12 protein-coding genes are annotated in these 17697 nt (G+C 61.9%); 5 read left to right on the forward strand and 7 right to left on the reverse strand.

Annotation, left to right across the window (positions count from 1 at the left end):
• Positions 1–96: 96 nt before the first annotated feature.
• From PLAV_RS02315 to PLAV_RS02340, 6 genes are all read right to left on the reverse strand, one after another.
• On the reverse strand, positions 97–876 hold the full coding sequence (locus tag PLAV_RS02315; protein WP_011995369.1) for a cytochrome c biogenesis CcdA family protein: 780 nt from the start codon (positions 874–876) through the stop codon (positions 97–99).
• A gap of 113 nt (positions 877–989) precedes the next feature.
• Positions 990–1787 carry a TIGR02186 family protein gene (locus PLAV_RS02320; RefSeq protein ID WP_011995370.1) on the reverse strand — a complete coding sequence of 266 codons (798 nt, stop codon included), beginning with the start codon at positions 1785–1787 and terminating at the stop codon, positions 990–992.
• Entirely contained in the window at positions 1784–2707 is a 924-nt protein-coding gene (locus PLAV_RS02325; RefSeq protein WP_011995371.1) for a sulfite exporter TauE/SafE family protein, read from the reverse strand. The genes PLAV_RS02320 and PLAV_RS02325 overlap by 4 nt, the downstream gene beginning before the upstream one ends.
• A 137-nt stretch (positions 2708–2844) precedes the next feature.
• The gene (locus tag PLAV_RS02330; protein WP_011995372.1) at positions 2845–5883 is read right to left on the reverse strand and encodes a peptidoglycan-binding protein; all 3039 of its coding nucleotides are present in this window, start codon (positions 5881–5883) and stop codon (positions 2845–2847) included.
• A 229-nt stretch (positions 5884–6112) separates the two neighbouring features.
• On the reverse strand, positions 6113–7195 hold the full coding sequence (locus tag PLAV_RS02335) for a TRAP transporter substrate-binding protein (protein WP_011995373.1): 1083 nt from the start codon (positions 7193–7195) through the stop codon (positions 6113–6115).
• A gap of 58 nt (positions 7196–7253) precedes the next feature.
• Complete coding sequence (locus tag PLAV_RS02340; protein ID WP_011995374.1) at positions 7254–7808, reverse strand: CAP domain-containing protein; 555 nt, start codon at positions 7806–7808, stop codon at positions 7254–7256.
• 258 nt (positions 7809–8066) lie between these two features.
• Between PLAV_RS02340 and PLAV_RS02345 the strand changes: the two genes are divergently transcribed.
• From PLAV_RS02345 to PLAV_RS02365, 5 genes are read left to right on the forward strand one after another with little or no spacing between them, the layout of a single operon-like run.
• Positions 8067–8591: a MerR family transcriptional regulator gene (locus PLAV_RS02345; protein ID WP_011995375.1), complete on the forward strand. Its 525-nt coding sequence runs from the start codon at positions 8067–8069 to the stop codon at positions 8589–8591.
• Between the two features lie 59 nt (positions 8592–8650).
• A complete protein-coding gene (locus PLAV_RS02350) occupies positions 8651–10444 on the forward strand; it encodes an acyl-CoA dehydrogenase C-terminal domain-containing protein (RefSeq protein ID WP_011995376.1) in 1794 nt (597 codons plus the stop codon).
• 24 nt (positions 10445–10468) lie between these two features.
• A complete protein-coding gene (locus PLAV_RS02355; protein WP_011995377.1) occupies positions 10469–11626 on the forward strand; it encodes an acyl-CoA dehydrogenase family protein in 1158 nt (385 codons plus the stop codon).
• 48 nt (positions 11627–11674) lie between these two features.
• Positions 11675–12880, forward strand: coding sequence for an acetyl-CoA C-acetyltransferase (locus PLAV_RS02360; protein WP_011995378.1), 1206 nt, complete (start codon positions 11675–11677; stop codon positions 12878–12880).
• A gap of 7 nt (positions 12881–12887) precedes the next feature.
• Entirely contained in the window at positions 12888–15140 is a 2253-nt protein-coding gene (locus PLAV_RS02365; RefSeq protein WP_011995379.1) for a 3-hydroxyacyl-CoA dehydrogenase NAD-binding domain-containing protein, read from the forward strand.
• A gap of 223 nt (positions 15141–15363) precedes the next feature.
• Here the strand turns inward: PLAV_RS02365 and PLAV_RS02370 are convergent, their stop codons facing one another.
• Entirely contained in the window at positions 15364–17193 is a 1830-nt protein-coding gene (locus PLAV_RS02370) for a DUF1302 domain-containing protein (RefSeq protein ID WP_011995380.1), read from the reverse strand.
• Positions 17194–17697: the final 504 nt, after the last annotated feature.

Below are 17697 nucleotides of genomic sequence, written 5' to 3' on the forward strand. Positions count from 1 at the left end.
CGGGGATTACTTATTTCCCGCCACCCTGAAGACCCGACCATGACAGTTCAGTGACAGTTCGATGACAGTCACCCGAAAACCGGGGATAACCACCCCTCAGCCGAGCGTCGCCAGCACCGGAAATGTCTCCAGAATGAAGATCGCAATCCGCTCGAAATTGCCGGTCAGCATCATCAGTCCAGTCCCCGCCAGCAGCACCCCCGCGACGATCTCCACCTTCCGCATGTGCCGCCGGAAGCTCGCCGCGAAACTCAAGAACCCGCGCACCGCAAACGCCGCAAGAAGAAACGGAATGCCGAGCCCCAGCGAATAGACCGTAAGCAGAGTAACGCCGGCGCTGAGACTTTCCTGCGCCGCCGCGATCGTCAGGATCGTCGCGAGAATGGGACCGATGCAAGGCGTCCATCCGAACGCAAACGCAAGCCCCAGCAGATAGGGACTCGCGAATTGCATCAACGGGCTCCGCGCTTCCTCTCCCGTTCCTGCAATATGAAACCGCGCCTCGCGATTGAGAAAGGCGATGCGGAACAATCCCATGTAGTGCAGCCCGAACACGATGATGACGGCGCCCGCGACGCGCGACAGCACATCCTTGTGTTCGAGAATCAAGGGATTGATGGCGGATGCGCTCGCGCCCAGCGCGACGAAGATCGTTGTGAAACCGAGAACGAAACCCACGGCGCCGAGCGCCACGCGCTGTGTCAGCCCTTCCGATGCCAGCGGCTTTCCCCGCTCGTCCTCGCGCGTCAGCTCCTCGAGAGACGTGCCCGCGATGAAGCACAGATAGGCCGGCACCAGCGGCAACACGCAAGGCGAAAGAAAACTGATAAGGCCGCCAAGCGCCGCGGCGGCATATGAAAGTTCGAGCGTCGCCATTCGTTTCTCGTCTTTCGAAGCGTGCAGTCTACTTTGAATAAAGGATCATCTGGGTGCAGCGAAAGAGGGCGATGGTGCGGTCTTTCGTCTCGTTTCGCACTTCGAGGTCCCCTTTATCGCCGGTTCATCACGGCGGAAGCAAGCCAGCCCGCAAACGCCGCTACGAGAACCGCGATCAAGCCGTAAAGCAGCGGGTCGCTATGTGCCATGCGGAAGATGAAGCGTTCGATGCCGCGCTTGTCGATATAAAGCGGCGATGAAATCGTGTCGATGACCTCGCCTTCCTGCAGCAGGTAAACTTTCGCCGTATAGAGCCCCACCGGCACATTGGAGGGAATTTCGACGGTGGCGCGAAAAAGCGTCTGCCCAAGAAAGGTGACGCCGCCCGGGACATTGATGTAGAGCCCGTCGCGCCGCTTGTTGCGGATCAGCGCCTTCCAGAACGCGGTCTCTTCATCCGGAGGCAATATCTGTGTCGTCCCGTCGATCGCGCGCGCCACCGGCACGCCGGGTCCGATATTTTCGATGCCGATCCGCAATGTCTTCAGCGTTTCGGGATCCGCCGTCACTTCCAGCGGCCGCGTGCTCGCAATCGCATAATAGCCCGGCACATTCGGATAAGTGACGGAGTCATGATTGACCCAGACCCCGCTCACTCTCTCCTTCCTGCGCACCATCACCGGACGCACCGGCCCCTGCACCACGACCACGATGTCGCGATTGAGCTCGCGCGTGCGCGGCGTCTGCGCCTCCACCGCGCCGAAGAGGAGGATCTGCGTTCCTGTGAAGTTCGAACGGATGGCGATCTGATGTTCGGAAAGATCGGTAACGAGCTGGTCCGCCCGCGCCGCGCCATTGCCCGCGAGAAGCGCCAGCGCCGCAAGCATCGTTGCCGCCACATGTCTCATCATGGAAGCGGTTCCACTTCGACGATCGAGTAGAGATCGGGCGGCGTCGAAACGAGGTCGTAACCGAGCCGAAGTCCGATCAGCAGCAGGATCGCGGCCAGCAGCGCGCGCAATTGTTCAGCCGGCAGCTTTTCCGCCGCCCGCACGCCATATTGCGCGCCGATCACGCCGCCGATCACGAGCAGAAAACCGAGCACGATGTCCACCGCCTGGTTTTCCGTCGCATGCATGACGCCCGTCAGTGCCGCCACGAAAACGATCTGGAAGAACGATGTTCCGATGACGACATTGGTCGGCATCCGCAGCAGGTAGATCATCGCGGGGATCATGATGAAGCCGCCGCCGACGCCCATCAGCGCGGAGAGCGTGCCGACGAAGAAGCCCACGAGAATGGGCGGGATGACGCTGATGTAAAGTTTCGAGCGGCGGAACCGCACCTTGAAGGGCAGGCCGTGGATCCAGCTATGGTGTCCGCCGCGCCGCGCCGGCTGCGCGCCGCCCCGCGCCGCGCGTATCGCGCGCACGCTTTCCACCATCATCATCACGCCGATGATGCTCAGCAAAAGCACATAGGCAATGGAGATCGTGAGGTCGATCTGGCCGACCTCCGTCAGCAGTTTGAAGAGATAGATGCCGCTCACCGAGCCGACGATGCCGCCGATCAGCAGCACACCGCCCATCTTGAAATCGATGGACTTCCGCGTGAAATGCGCCAGCGCGCCGGTAACGGACGATGCCACGACCTGCGTCGTCTGCGTGCCCACGGCAACGGCGGGCGGAATGCCGAGAAAAATGAGAAGCGGCGTCATCAGGAAGCCGCCGCCGATACCGAACATGCCGGAGAGAAAGCCGACTGTCGCGCCCATGGCGAGAATGGTCAGAATGCTGACCGGCAACTCGGCGATCGGAAGATAGATCTGCATGTCGCGCGCGGCTCCGGCTGCCGGAGATCCTCAGGACCCGAAGCTTGCCCGAAAGCCCGCCCTGAAGAATGAACGGAATTGGGGTAGCACGTCCCTCCGTCAATTCCTAGCTGCTGCCGCCGGATTTGCCGCCGAAGCTAGCTGAGCCTCGCTTCGAGCGATGTCAGCGTTTCGCGTGTCGCCGTCCCTGTCGTCTCCAGCCCTTCAGTCAGCTGGTATTCCAGTATCGCGTCCCGCGTGCGCGGTCCCATCAGTCCGTCCGGCGATCCGGCGTTATAGCCGAGCCGGTTGAGCAGTTCCTGCACCCGCGCCACATCCGCACGCGTGACGGGGGCCGATGCGCTCGTCGCGCCTTCCATCGATGAAATGTCCCAGCGCTTCAGCGTTCCCATATCGCCATTGGCAACAGGCTCCGGCTTCTTCGCCCGCCATGTGCCCGACGCGATCTTCGCCCGCGCCAAATCGTCTGCGCTGAGTTCGGTAGCGATGGCGTCGCGCTTTGCGGCCGCGCCCTTGTCGCCGCCCTTCGCCGCGATGTCGAGCCACTTATAGGCTTCGACGAGGTTCTTCTCGATGCCAAGCCCGCGTTCGTTCAGGATCGCGAGATTGTATTGGCTGTCGCCAAGTCCGAAATCCGCGGCCTGCGTAAACCAGCGCGATGCCGTTTCAAAATCCTGCGCCGTGCCCCGGCCCTCGGCATGGATCACGGCAAGATTGTGCATCGCCTTCACATTGCCGCCGGCTGCCGCCTTTTCATACCAGTCGCGCGCCTTCGCATCGTCCTGCGGCACGCCGCGTCCCTTTTCATATTGGGTGGCAAGGCGATACTGCGCGATCGTCAGGTCCTGATTGGCCGCCCGCTCGAACCAGCGCGCCGCTTCCGACATGTCCTGTGTCACACCCTCGCCATTGGCATAACGCTGGCCGACTTCATATTGCGCAGCCGCGTTGCCGCCGCGCGCCGCATCGAGCAGCGTCACCTTGGCGGGCTCCACAGGTGCCGTTTCCACAGGCGTCGAAGGTGCGGGCGCCAGCGAAGGTGCCGGTGTCAGCGTTGCCTGCCCGGCGGGCGTTCCTGTCGAAGGTTGTGCTGCCGCCGGTGCTTTCGGCGCGGGCACCAGCGCCTCGTTCGGCACGGCAGGTGTTTCATTCGGAGCGGCATCCGTAACAGGTGCGGCCGTCTCGCCCGCCCCGGTCTCTGCAGGATTGGCCGCCGGTCCATCCGGCGCCGCCGTAAGCGGCGTAGTGTCGAGAACGGTCGGCCGCGCATTGCCCGGATTGTTGAGAACGACAGGCGCCTGCGTCGGCGTCGAGCCGTTCTTCAGCATCACATAGGCGCCTGCGAGCAAGGCAAGCAGCACAAAACTGCCGGCGACGGCAAGAAAGAGTTTGCGCCGGCGCGTCTCGCCCTGGTCCTGCGCCGAAAAGCGGGACGAAGATTCCGCGAAGCCGGGGGAGGGCGGTGAGCCGTAGTAAGGTTCCTGCCTGCCCGTGCCGCCTTCTGCGGCGGCCTGCGCGGCGCGGCGCGCGGCGGCGAGGAAATCGCTGGCGGCGCGTTGACCGGCATTCTGCATCGGTTCCACCGGATCCGGCGGAATGATGCCGTCGTCATATTGGCCGCGCATCTCCTGATGGTCGCCGAAATCTTCATAAGTCTCGTCGTGCGTCTCCGCCACGAAAGGCGGCGGCACGCTGTCTTCCTCAAAGGAGCGCGCATCGCGCGCGGCGTAAGGCGGCGCTTCATGGAGCGGCGGCGCTGTAACGGCAGGTGCGGAACGCTCCGCTTCGTGCTGGCGTCCCCAATCCTGGCGAGTTGCGTCCTGGCGTCCCCAGTCGCTCGGGCCAAAGGAAGGGCCGAGATTGCCGCCCATGCTGGGGTTCATCATCTGCGGCGCGTCGAAATTCATGCCATAGCCGGGCCCCGCAGGCGGAAAGCCTGCCGCCAGCGAACCTGCATTGAGCTGCGGCGACAGCGCTGCCTGTGCCTTTGCGGCTTTCGTTTCCTTCTCGAGCTGGCCGAGCCGGTTCGTCATGCGTTCGATCATCGTCTGCAGAGACGAAAGCGCTTCCCGGTCGCGGCTTTCGGTCGCCGTCAGATTTTCGCCGATACCGGCGATCGCCCGTTCCACCGTTTGCGCGGCTTCCACCGTCAATTGTTCATTGTGCTGCAGCCGTTCGGCCATCTGCTCGAGCCGCTGTGCCAGCGCGTCGGGAATATGTGTGCGGCTGTTGAGGTCGATCTCTTCGATCTTGCGGACAATGCTCGAAACGGTCGTCTCGAGTGTCTTCGCGGTCTGGTCGCTCCGCTGTTCCGTCTGTTCGATGCGCGCGGAAATCTGTTCGATGCTCTTCTGGAGCCGGTCGATGGTCGCACGCTGGTTTTCCGCGTTCGACTTTTCTTCGATCGCCTTCAGCGCCGCATTGACGGCCTGCGAGCCGATGCCGCTCACGCCCGTTTCCATTTTTTCCATGCGCGTCGCGAGCTGCATGAGCGTGTCTTCGAGGGCGCGGGCGCGTTTCTTCGCTTCCTCGCGTTCGGATTCCTGTTCGGCGTTTTCGATGCGGTGCGAGAGGGAGGCGAGCGACTGGCGGATTTCGATCAGCGTCTCGTCGGTCCGGCGTTCGGTCGCGTCGAGATGGTCGACGACCGCGTTCATGGCCTTCTCCAGCGTCTGGATCGCGCGCGCGTCTTCCGGGCGCAGGCCGCCTCGGCCGCGCTCGGCGCGTTCCATGCGTTCGCCGAGCTGCTGCAGCTTGCGCTCCAGCGGGTCGAGCGATCTCGCTTCCTGGTATCTGTCGTCCATGTCGTGCTCCGGCTCGTCGAGGCGGGCGGCGAGTTGGCTCACCGTCGCTTCGAGCTTGCGCGTCATCTCCGCTGTCCGGCGTTCGCTGCCGTCCACCCGCTGCACGAGTTCCCGCACGGCTTCGGCCACGGGGCCGAGGTCGACCTTCGGTTCGGGTATCGCGATCCCCGGCGCCGCCTGCGGCCGTCCGTAGGGGGATTGGGACGTCATCGGCGACTCCTCCTGCGGTCCCACTTCATCGGTTCCGGTATCCATGATGACCTGGTTCAGCCATGCACCCAGCGTCACGCCGGCGCGCCGCGCTGCCTGCTTGGCCGCCTCTCGCGCCTCGGGCTCTATGCCCTTGACGCTCCATGGAACCCCCGATCGCATCCGAATCACTATGCCCGTTAACCCTTTGGGCCAGTATAAACCGCGCTATCTGGTATTTCTCAACGCGAACTGGCCCAAAATGTTGTTGCGGCTCGATTGTCTCCGCCGACGCGCAAACATTCGGCGGGACTTGCTGTTTCAGCACTCCCATAAAGCGGCAATGTCGGTAAATACGGGGTTAACCGCCGAGGCTAAGTACGCGCTATGGCGCGATTTTTTTGAACGAAGCTCACCCGGCCGGATGCCGGTTCCTCAGCGACAGCATTGCCGCCTCGCTCCATTCGGACCAGGCCCGCGCCTTTGCCAGATAATCGCCATAGGCGCCGGCGATCCGGCCGGCGAGATCGCTGGTCGCCGCCAGCTCGGCCAGAACCTCTCCCGACACCTTCGCCATCGCCGCGGCGACGGGCTCCGGCCATTGCCGGAACTCGGTTGTTCCGTCGGCCTCAAGCCCCGCAAAGGCCTCGATGTTGTGAAACGTGAAGTCTGAAAGCGTCTCACCGGCGCTCGCCAGCGCCGCGCCTCGGACGACCTCTTTCAGGTCTTCCGGCAGTGCCGCGAATTTTTCCCGGGATAAGATGAGCTCGAGCGACGGTCCCGCTTCATGAAAGGCAGGCAGGTAGTAATATCGCGCGACCTTGTGGAGTCCGAAGGCGACGTCGTTCCACGGCCCCACCCATTCGGCGGCATCGATCGTCTTGCTCTTCATCGAGGTGAATATTTCGCCGGGCGGTGTCAGTACCACGCTCGCGCCGAGCCGCCGCATCACCTCGCCGCCAAGCCCTGCAATGCGGAATTTGAGCCCCTTCAGATCGTCCAGCGTCTTGATCTCGCGATTGAACCAGCCGCCCGCCTGCACACCGCTCGAACCGGCATAAAAGGGAAGCACGCCGAATGGCGCATAGGCTTCCTCCCACAGCGCCTGGCCGCCGCCGAATTGCAACCAGCCGGCCATTTCATGCGCCATGAGGCCGAAGGGCACACCCGTGAAATAGTGGAAAACCGGGTTCTTCCCCTGCCAGTAGTAAGGCGTGCCGTGCCCCATCTCGCACACGCCCTGAGACACGGCATCGAACACTTCGAAAGGCGGCACGATTTCGCCCGCCCCATAGAGCTTGACCGTAAGGCGCCCGCCGGACATCGCGCCGATCCGGTCCGCGAGACGCTGCGCGTTGACGCCGACGCCCGGCGCTCCCTTCGGCCAAGCCGTTGCCATGCGCCATTCGATGGCGTTGTCGCCCCGCGCCGCGGTCACAATCGCCGGCATGGCGATCGCGCCTGCGGCGACGCCGAGAAATTCCCTGCGTTTCATTTTCTTCAGCCCCAAAGAAAGAAGGTTTGTCGTCGCGAGATGCCGGCATGCCGCCCGGTCAGGGACCCGAAAACACCTGTACCGCAATGATCTTTTCACCGCTCCGCGCAATGCCGACACCGCTCTGCGTCATGTCCGGAAGCTGCATGTTCTTGCGGTGCATCGGGCTCTGCGCCCATTTGTCGGTAAGCACCTTTGCCAGCGCGTCATCGCTCATCGCCGCATAGCTCGGCCCCTCCACCATCTGAAGGTTCTCCGCGACCCGGCCCTTGAACTCCGGATTGACCGCCAGCACCCGTTCGCGCGGTCCTTGTCCCTCCGGATTGTGATGGCCGAAATAATCGCGCATCGCCATGTCGGCCGCATGCACCGCCGCCGCGCGCTGCAGCGTCGCATCGGCTGAAAGCGTGCCTATCCCCTTGCCCGCACGGAAGGCATTCACGCTTTTCAGGACCGCCCGGCTGAGCGGGCTGTCGGCCTGTGCCGCGCTGCTGGCCCCGGCCGGAAGACTTTTAATGTTCACCGCCAGCGGCTTGTCCGCCGCAGGCCCCGCGCAGGCGGCGAGGGCAACGGATAGAAACAGAAAGCAGGCGGTGGCGGCGATGCTGCGCATGGTGTTCCCCTCGGCTCCGGCAGTTTATCCGGCGGCTAATAGAGCATCGCGGAGCGCCGAGGCAAAGTGGCGGCATGGCCCCACGGAAAAGAGTCCCTCGAGACCCATTGACGCTTACGTCAACGTCAACTAGAGTCCGGTCCACTTTCAAAAATCGGCTGAAAACAGCCAAAAATTCGGGATTTAACGCCTTGGCTCGACTGGACCCGGAGGCCGTGCCTCCACCCGGGAAGCCATGTGTATTCAGGGAGAAAGTACATGGAACAGCAGGTTCATGCCGCCTCCAGTGACGCGCTCCGGCGCAATGGCGGCGACGTCGCAAGCGCCGGTACCACATTTTCGATAACCGAACTTGCCGATGAGTTCGGCCTCACCACCCGGGCCATCCGCTTTTACGAGGACAAGGGGCTCCTGTCGCCGGAGCGTCGCGGCCAGTCCCGCATCTATTATCCGCGTGACCGCGCCCGCCTCACATTGATCGTGCGCGGCAAGAACGTCGGTCTCGCCTTGAACGAAATCAAGGAAATCCTGAGCCTTTACGATCAGCATGATGGCTGCGAAACGCAGAACCGTGTCGCCGTGGACAAGTTCCGCCGGCGCATTGCCATGCTTCGTCAGCAGCGCAACGAAATCGACCTGCAGATTAAGACGCTGGAAGACAGCTGCGCCCGCCTCGAAGCGCAGATCGTGGAGCAGGTGAAGGCCGGCAAGGCGACGGAGGCGGCTCCGAAAGCTGCCGCAAAAAGGACGAGCACCAAAAAGCCCGAAAAGGCTATCGTCTAGGAATCTGCGCACCCTCCCGGTTCCGGGAGGGTGCGTGTCTTTCCGCCGGAGGATCCGCCATGCCCATCTACAAAGCGCCGCTGCGCGAATATCGCTTTTTGCTGAACGAGCTTCTCGACTTCTCGCAATATGCGCATCTGCCCGGCTTCGCCGACGCACCGGCTGATCTCGTGGACGCAATTCTCGAAGAAGCGGCAAAGCTGACGGAAGAGGTGCTGCTGCCTTTGAACCAGATCGGCGATCGCGAGGGCTGCAAGCTCGAAAATGGCGTGGTGACCACGCCCACGGGCTTCAAGGAAGCCTACAAGACGCTGGTCGATGGCGGCTGGCCGGCGCTCGTTGCCGATACGGCCTATGGCGGGCAGGGGCTGCCGAATGCGCTGGGCGTCATCTTCAACGAGATGGTGTCCTCCGCCAACATGGCCTTCGGCATGTATCCGGGCTTGAGCCACGGTGCCTATTCCGCCCTTTCGCAGCACGGCACCGATGAGCAGAAGAAGAAATATCTGCCGAAGCTCGTCACCGGCGAGTGGACCGGCACGATGAACCTCACCGAGCCCCATTGCGGCACCGATCTCGGCCTCTTGCGGACGAAGGCCGTGCCCGTCGGCGACGGGTCCTTCAAGATCAGCGGACAGAAGATTTTCATCTCCGCCGGCGAGCACGATCTCGCCGACAACATCCTCCACCTTGTCCTGGCCCGCATCGAAGGCGCGCCCGCCGGCGTCAAGGGCATCTCGCTCTTCCTCGTCCCGAAATTCCTCGTGAACGAAGACGGCTCCCTCGGAAACCGCAACGGCGTCTCCTGCGGATCGCTTGAAGAAAAAATGGGCATCCACGGCAACGCCACCTGCGTCCTGAATTATGACGAGGCCATTGGCTGGCTCGTCGGCGAGGAGCACAAGGGCCTCCGCGCCATGTTCACAATGATGAACGAGGCGCGCCTCGGTGTCGGTCTTCAGGGTCTGTCGCAGTCGGAAGCGGCCTATCAAAACGCCGTCACCTATGCGCTGGAGCGCCTTCAGGGACGTTCGCTGACGGGCCCCAAGGCGGCGGACAAGGCGGCCGACCCGCTGATCGTCCATCCCGACATTCGCCGCATGCTGCTCGACATCAAATCCTTCAACGAAGGTGCACGCGCTCTCCTTGTCTGGACGGCTCTGCACGGCGATCTCTCGCACCGGTCAGACGATGAAAAGACCCGCGAGTTCGGCGAAGACATGATGTCGCTGCTGACCCCGGTGCTGAAGGGTTACTTCACCGACCGCGGCTTCATGAATGCTGTCGACGCGCAACAGGTCTATGGCGGACATGGCTATATCGAAGAGTGGGGCATGGAACAGTTCGTGCGCGATGCCCGTATCGCCATGATCTATGAAGGCGCGAACGGCGTTCAGGCGCTCGACCTTGTGGGCCGCAAGCTTGCGCAAAACGGCGGCCGCGCCGTCTTCGCCTTCTTCAAGACAATCGACGATTTCGCGGCGCAGAACCAGGGCGACGAGAAGTTGAAACCTTTTGTGGAGCCGCTCATCCGCGCCCGCAAGGATCTGGAGGCCGCAACGCTCTGGTTCATGGAGAACGCGCTTCAAAACGCGGATCACGCAGGCGCCGGCTCCACGCCCTATATGCACCTCTTCGGCGTCACCGGCCTCGCTCTCATGTGGGCCATGATGGCAAAGGCCGCGCATGAAAGGCTTGCCACCCTGAATGGGGGCGACAAGGCCTATTACGAAACGAAAATAAAAACCGGCCGCTACTACATGGAACATGTGGTGCCCGAGACGGCGACGCATCTTGCGCGCATCCGTCACGGTGCCGATCCCATGATGTCGCTGGCCGCGAACGAATTCTAACAGGACGCCTCAGGGAGCGAAGATATGAGTCTGAACGCCGGTTACAAATCGCCGTGGTTGAACGAAGAACTGGAAATTCTCCAGAGTGCCGTCGCCAAGTTCTACGAGAAGGAATTTCAGCCGCATGTGGAACGGTGGGAAGACCAGGGCTGCGTTGACCGTGACGCTTGGCTGAAGGCGGGCGAAGCCGGCATTCTTTGCGCCTCCATCAAGGAGGAATATGGCGGCGGCGGCGGCAATTTTGGCCATGAAATGGTGATCGCCGAGGAACAGGGCCGCGCCGGCATTTCCGGCTTCGGCAATTCGGTTCATTCAGGCATCGTCGCTCACTACATCCAGTCTTACGGTACCGAAGACCAGAAGAAGAAGTGGCTGCCCAAAATGGCGTCGGGCGAAATTGTCGGTGCCATCGCCATGACGGAGCCGGGTACAGGGTCGGACCTTCAAGGCGTGAAGACCACCGCAAAGAAGTCCGGCAACCAGTATGTCGTGAATGGACAGAAGACGTTCATCACCAATGGTCAGCAGGCGAACCTCATCTGCGTCGTCGCCAAGACCGATCCGGCTGGCGGCGCCAAGGGCACCTCCCTCATCATGGTCGAGACGGATGAGGTTGAAGGTTTCCGCCGGGGCCGCAACCTGAAGAAGATGGGCCAGAAGGCGCAGGACACGTCGGAGCTCTTCTTCGACGAGGTAAAAGTGCCGACCTCGAACCTCCTTGGCACCGAAGAAGGCAAGGGCTTCTTTCAGCTCATGCAGCAGCTTCCGCAAGAACGGCTCATCATCGCGGTGCAGGCCTGTGTCGCCATGGAGATGGCGCTCAAATATACGACCGATTATGTAAAGGAGCGCACGGCCTTCGGGCAGCGCATCCTCGATTTTCAGAACACGCAGTTCAAACTCGCGGAATGCAAGACCGAGGCGACCATAGCCCGCGTCTTCGTCGACGACTGCGCGGTGAAGCTGCTCGACGGCAAGCTCGACGCGACGACAGCCGCCATGGCCAAGTGGTGGACGACGCAGAAGGAAAACGAAATCATCGACACCTGCCTGCAGTTCTTCGGCGGCTATGGCTACATGATGGAATATCCCATCGCCAAGCTCTACACGAATGCCCGCATCCAGAAGATTTACGGCGGCACCAACGAAATCATGAAGATGCTGGTCGCCCGCACGCTCTGAGCGCCCGCGACCCGCAAACAAGAACCCAGTCCCCCAGGGAGACAGAGAATGACCGAATGTTTTGTCTATGACGCCGTGCGCACACCGCGCGGCAAGGGCAAGAAGGATGGCGCGCTCCACGAAGTGACCGCGCTTGAACTCTCCACCCAGACGCTGAAGGCGATCCGCGACCGCAACGATCTCGACACATCGAAAGTCGATGACGTCGTGCTCGGCTGCGTCGACCCCGTCGGCGAACAGGGGGGCGATATCGCCCGCATCGCCGTGCTGAACGCCGACTACGCGCAGACGACGGCCGGCGTGCAGATCAACCGCTTCTGCGCCTCCGGCCTCGAAGCCACCAACATGGCGGCGGCAAAGGTCATGTCCGGCGAAGCCGACATGGCAATCGGCGGCGGCGTCGAGTCTATGTCGCGCGTCGGCATGGGCGCCTCGGGCGGCTCGTGGTCGACAGATCCCAACATCGCGTTCAAGTCCTACTTCACGCCCCAGGGCATCGGCGCCGATCTCATCTCCACCAAATACGGCTTCTCCCGCGCCGACGTCGACGCCTATGCGGTCGAAAGCCAGAAGCGCGCGAAGAACGCCTGGGACAAAGGCTATTTTTCCAAATCCGTCATCCCGGTGAAGGATATCAACGGCCTCACCATCCTCGACCATGACGAGCACATGCGTCCCGATGCGACCATGCAGTCGCTCGCCGCGTTGCAGCCCTCCTTTGCCTCGCTCGGCGAATTCGCCTTCGATGGCGTCGCCCTCGACCGCTATCCGGAAATCGAGGAGATCAACCATATGCACCACGCCGGCAATTCGTCCGGCATCGTCGATGGCGCCTCCGCAGTCCTCGTCGGCAACGGTCCGACCGGCAAGGCCCTCGGCCTGAAGCCCCGCGCCCGCATCCGCGCCATGGCCTCCATCGGCTCGGAGCCCTGCATCATGCTGACGGGCCCCGCGGACGTATCGCGCAAGGCGCTGGCCAAGGCTGGCATGAAGCCCGAAGACATCGACCTCTACGAGTTGAACGAAGCCTTCGCCTCCGTCGTGCTCCGCATGATGCAGGCGCTCGACATTCCGCACGACAAGATGAACGTCAATGGCGGCGCCATCGCGATGGGCCATCCCCTTGGCGCCACCGGCGGCATGATCCTCGGCACCGTGCTCGACGAGCTCGAACGCCGCGATCTCAACACGGCCCTCATCACGCTCTGCGTGGGCGCGGGCATGGGCACCGCCACCATCATCGAACGCGTGTGAGGCGACAATGACCCCTTACGAAAATTTCAAATTCGAACTCGACGCAGACGGCATCGCCCTCATCACCTGGGACATGCCTGGCCGTTCGATGAACGTCCTCTCGCAAAGCTCGATGGCCGATATGGCCTCGATCATCGAGAAGATCATGTCGGACGATGCCATCAAGGGCGCCGTCCTCACCTCCGGCAAGGATGCCTTCTGCGCCGGCGCCGATCTCTCCATGATGGGCGGGCAGGCCGGCGGTTCGGGCAGCGGCTCGCAGGAAGATCGCGTCAAGGCGATGTATGAGGGCAACCTCAAATTCAACATGCTGCTGCGCGGCCTCGAAACCTGCGGCAAGCCCGTGGTCGCCGCGATCAACGGCACCGCGCTTGGCGGCGGCCTCGAGGTCACGCTTGCCTGCCATTACCGCATCGCCAGCGACAATCCGAAAACGCAGATCGGCCTGCCCGAAGCGAAGGTCGGCCTCCTGCCCGGCGGCGGCGGCACGCAGCGTCTGCCGCGTCTCATCGGCGCGCAGGCCGCCCTGCCGCTGATCCTTCAGGGCACCTCGCTTGATCCGCAAAAGGCGTTGAAGGCCGGCATCCTCCACAAGGTCGTGCCCGCCGCCGAACTCATCCCGGCCGCCAAGGCATGGCTGAAGGAAGGTCTCGCCCAGCCAAAGGTCAAACTCGGCAAGAAGGGCCCCGAGGTTTACGCCATCGCCATCCAGCCCTGGGACCGCGAAGGCTACAAGGTGCCCGGCGGTGACCCGAACGGGAAAGGCGGAAGTCAGGTCTTCACCATCGGCAATGCCACGCTGCACAAGCAGACGCATGGCAACTTCCCGGCGCAGAAGTTCATCATGTCCTGCGTCTATGAAGGACTCCAGGTGCCGATCGAGGCGGGGCTCCGCATCGAGACGCGCTACTTCACCAAGCTGCTGATGGACCCGCGTTCCAAGGCGATGATCCGTTCGCTCTTCCTCTCCATGCAGGAACTCGCCAAGGGCGCGCGCCGCCCGTCGGGCGTTCCCGCCTTCCAGGTGAAGAAGCTCGGCATTCTCGGCGCGGGCATGATGGGTGCGGGCATTGCTTATGTCTCGGCCCAGGCCGGCATGGAAGTCGTGCTCCTCGACACCGATCAGGCGAATGCCGAAAAGGGAAAGGCCTATTCGGAGAAACTTCTGAAGAAGGCGCTCGAACGCGGCAAGACCACGCAGGAAAAAGCGGATAAGCTGCTCGGCCTTATCAAGCCGACGACGAATTACGACGACCTCAAGGGCGCCGACCTCGTCATCGAAGCTGTGTTCGAAAGCCGCGACATCAAGGCGGAAGTGACGAAGAAGGCCGAACCGATGCTCGCTGCTGGCGGCATCTACGGTTCCAACACCTCGACGCTGCCGATCACCGGTCTCGCGGAAGCCTCCGCGAAGCCCGATAACTTCATTGGCATCCACTTCTTCTCGCCCGTCGACAAGATGCAGCTTGTCGAAATCATCATGGGCAAGAAGACGAGCGACGAAACCCTCGCCAAGGCGATGGACTACGTGAAGCAGATCAGGAAAACGCCGATCGTCGTCAACGACAGCCGCGGCTTCTACACCTCGCGCTGCTTCGGCACCTATGTCGGCGAAGGGCTCGCCATGCTGGGCGAGGGCGTACCCCCCGCCATGATCGAGAATGTCGGCAAGATGACCGGCATGCCGATGGCGCCGCTCGCCTTGAACGACGAAGTCTCGCTCGATCTCGCCTACAAGGTGCGCGAGCAGACGAAGAAGGACCTCGGCGACAAATATGTCGGCTCGCCGGCAGACGATCTCGTCAAGAAGATGGTCGTGGACCTCGGCCGCGTCGGCAAGAAGGCGGGCAAGGGCTTCTACGACTATCCCGCAGACGGCAAGAAGAAGCTCTGGCCGGGCCTCGCAGATCTCGCCGGTAAATCGCAAGACCCCGACGACCTCGATGTGCAGGAGCTGAAAAACCGCTTCCTCTACATTCAGGCGCTCGAAGCCGCGCGCTGCTTCGAGGAAGGCGTGGTGACCGACGTGCGCGATGCGGATGTCGGCGCCATCCTCGGCTGGGGCTTCGCGCCCTGGGCCGGCGGCCCGCTCTCGCTGATCGACATGGTCGGCACGAAAGAGTTTGTCGAAGCCTGCGACAAGCTTGCCCAGAAATACGGGCCCCGCTTCACGCCGGGCAAGCTCCTGCGCGACATGGCCGAAAAGGGCGACACCTTCTACGGCCGCTTCGCACCGTCGAAGGAGAAGGCGGCCGCCTGATCGGCTTCCCTCCGCTGGCACTGAAACGCCCCGTCTTGCGACGGGGCGTTTTTTTGTTTGCCCAGTAAAAGGAAACGCGGCTCAAGGGAGCCGCGTCGCAGGTGTTGAGGGATGCTGACTTCAAGCTGCGAAGCCGGCGGGTCGAGATGGTGACGCCGTCTTCGGCTGTGTCGCTTCTTGTTGTTGGGAGTGCCGGGACGGAACGTCCGCCCCGGCACGCTCCTTAGAAAGCGTAGGACACGCTGAATGAAACGAAGTCGCGGTCCTGTGTGTAGTTCTGGAACTTGTTACCGAAGGAATTTGTGTAACGAAGTTCCGCCTGCCAAACGTTCTGCAGGTTGGCCGTAACCCCAACGGATGCCGTCATGCGGTCCTGAAGGAAGCCTGGTCCGATACTGCCCGCCGAGGTTCCCAGATCGTGTTGCCACTGGATATTCGGAGACAGCTTCCATGGGGTGTTCAGGACGTTGTTGTAGTCGAGACCGGCAATAACCCGGTATCCGCTGGAAAACGTATCCGCGTGAATCAGTTCCTGGTTCACGTTGAACAGCGCGCCCTGCACCAGAGGATTGGGATGCGAGATTTCGGAGCCTCGACCGCCGCTGAGAACGGAGAGACGTGCATCGCTGATGCTCGGCAGATATTGAAAGCCGGCATTCACAATCAGTATTGCAAGATCCGACCGGAAGAATTTCGGAACTGCGTTTGAAGGGTTGAGGATCGTGATGGTCGAGACTTGCCCCGTTATCACGTCCTCGCGGAAATACCCCGCCGGAAAGGCTCCCGGCGTCATGTCGTAAGGCAGTACCGTGGCGCCCGCGAGGCCGCCCGACGAATTGTCGATCCATCGCGCACCCAGGATTTCCGAAGAGGAAATCTGAAAGGGCGTGTTCCATGAATAGAGCACTTCGCCGGCCACCGCCGTGCCCGCAACCGTGGTCGCGAAGCTCGTACCGACATATTCGATGTCCTCCGGAAAAGCGGTTCGGTAGTACTGGGCCGGGAACCCGCCCGCGAGGCCGCCCACGAGCCCGGCGATAGCGGGCGGGAAGCCGTTGCTGTACTCGATGAATGGCGCCTTGGAGTGGTAGTTCACATAGTAAAGCCCCAGCTCCGTACCGCCATTGAGCCATCCCGCCCAGTAACCAAGCTTGGTGCCGAACTGGCCCTGATCGTCGGGCTCGTCGCTGGGCGCTCGATAGAGCGTTGCTGCCGTGTTCGGATTGGGCTGCTCGGGGATCACCGTATTCACATAGGCGCCACCCGGCCCGACAATATCCGCGCCCGAGAAAAAGGTGCTCACGGGGTCGAGTTCCGTCTGCCGCCAGTTGAACGCGTAAAATGCTTCGAAGCTCAAGTTGGCCGGAAGCACAACGTTCACATATATGCTTTCCTCCGGCGTCAGCGCCTCCTTCAATTCTGAACCCGGCAGGCGGATGGCGGCAACGTCGATGGCATTGAACTGGTTGATGCCGCCCTGAATGGCAAGGCTTTCGCCCCAGTTGATCACTTGTTTGCCGAAGCGAACCGATGTGGGCACGCTGCCAACATCGAAATCCGCGAAGACGAAAGCATCGAGCAAATCCACGCCGCGTGCTGCGTTCCGTGCATCGTCGCCGCGGAGCGCGTCGGTAAGCGGCCGGACGCCGTAGTCCGTGGAGTTGGTTCCGGCTTCCTCGTGCACGATGTAGTCGTAGTAGGCCTTGGCGCGCACGAATGCACCGAAGTTCTTCCAGCGAAGTTCTGCGTCGCTGACGACCTTCACCGGCGCCGAGACGATATCCCACTGGTCGAAGTTTATATTGCCGTCATCGGTATTGATGTTGGCCGATTGGCCGATGCCGTCCGGGCACCCGCCGTTCACCACCGCGATATACATACAGTCCTGCTTCGACACGCGCATCGTCATGCCGACGGATGCGATCGAGTCGATCGACAGTGTTGCTTCGCCGAAATTGTATTCCACTGCGGCTGCGGGGCCCGCGTATGCGGCAGTCAGCATGCCGGATACAAGAAGCCCGCAAAGGTGGCGTCCTCGCTTGCTCGCACTCATCGGTTTCCCTCCTCGAATTTCGTTCCCTCATTCTTGCCCGGCCCGCCGTCTTCGATGTGGGCGGGCTCGATGGGCGGTGCGCCTGCATCGCCGGAACGACAACGGAAAGAAAAGGGACCGGGCCTGTGCTCTCTGAGGACAATATTCCGTATACAGAATTATTGTTGTTGAAGAACGCCCCGGCTTCTCCCCCTTCTGGATCAGCCCTGCTTCGGGTGATCCGCCCGCTCCGGCAAAACTAGACGGCGGTATAAATCTGTTGGGCTGTTCAAGTAAAAGCAAGAAGTATTGGAGTCTAGTTTTCAGACAACACGTTTAATGCTGACTCTATTGTAAATAACATGGATTTAATGAGAGTCATTGCTTGGGAAATGAGGCTGGAAGCCGGAACGACTTCTTGAATCTTACCTTGGGGAATGCTTGGATTCGTCGTTGTTACCTTGCGTCAACTTGTGACGCAGCGATAAAAACAAGTGAATTATTGCAAACCAGTCGAAGGAAAAT

Source organism: Parvibaculum lavamentivorans DS-1, assembly GCF_000017565.1.
In the GTDB taxonomy this organism is placed as follows: Bacteria; Pseudomonadota; Alphaproteobacteria; order Parvibaculales; family Parvibaculaceae; genus Parvibaculum; species Parvibaculum lavamentivorans.